The organism is Caballeronia sp. INML1 (assembly GCF_023631085.1).
Classification (GTDB): Bacteria; Pseudomonadota; Gammaproteobacteria; order Burkholderiales; family Burkholderiaceae; genus Caballeronia; species Caballeronia turbans.
Genome location: NZ_JALQDT010000104.1, coordinates 1 through 974, shown reverse-complemented (window position 1 = coordinate 974; position 974 = coordinate 1). Strand labels below are relative to the sequence as shown.

Genomic DNA, 974 nt, shown 5'->3' with positions numbered 1-974 from the left:
TGAACTGACCCCGCGAAGTTGGACGGTTAAAGTCTAGCGGGTAGCCAAGGCCTGAGTTCTGTATTGCACGGGACTCAGGCCTTTTAGTTTGAGTTTGATGCGTTCGTGGTTGTAGTAGTGGATGTAGCGATTCAGCGCGTCGCGCAAGCGGTCCACACTGGTGAGCCGGTCTAGTCTAAAGCACTCGGACTTGAGTGTGCCGAAGAAGCTCTCCATGGCGGCGTTGTCCAGACAGTTGGCCTTGCGCGACATGCTTTGCGGCAATTGGCGTTGCTTGAGTAGCCGGCTAAATGCCGGCATCCGGTATTGCCAACCCTGATCTGAATGCAGCAGTGGTCGCTCGTTGCCTCGAAGTCGGGTCAATGCCTTTTTCAGCATGCCGCTGACCAACTCGAAGCTGGGTCGCGAGTCCATCTGATACGCCACGATCTCGCCGTTATACAGATCCATCACGGGCGATAGATAAAGCCTCTGCGCGCCGACTTTGAATTCGGTCACATCGGTCACCCACTTCTGGTTGGGGCCGTCAGCTTTGAATTGTCTTTGCAACAGATTGGGTGCAGCACGACCCACTTCGCCCCGCCAGGAACGGTATTTCTTCGGGCGCACCAGTGACTTCAACTGGAGTTGCCCCATCAGCCGCTGCACCGTCTTGTGGTTGACGAGTTCTCCGGCCTGCCGGATTGCAGCCGTGATGCGACGGTAGCCGTAGCGACCCTTGTGGTGCTCATACAAGGTTCGGATCTTCTCCTTCAGACCAGCGTGCCGCTCGCCCCTGTCCAGCGCCTTCAACTGATAGTAGAACGTGCTGCGGACCAGACCTGCGGCCTTCAGAAGGGCTGCCAGAGGATGGTGCTCCCGGAGGTCCTGCACTATTTGCGCTTTTTCCTTTGCGCTGCCCGCGCTTTCTCCTTGAGCAGCGCATCGAGCTTTTTTAGGTACGCCACCTCCGCGCGCAGGTATTCGTTCTCCTT

Annotated in this window: 1 pseudogene; it reads right to left on the bottom strand. The window is 57.2% G+C overall.

What is annotated here, in order from left to right:
* Positions 1-33: 33 nt before the first annotated feature.
* Positions 34-974: pseudogene (locus NCR38_RS34000) on the bottom strand (IS3 family transposase); the annotation flags it as partial.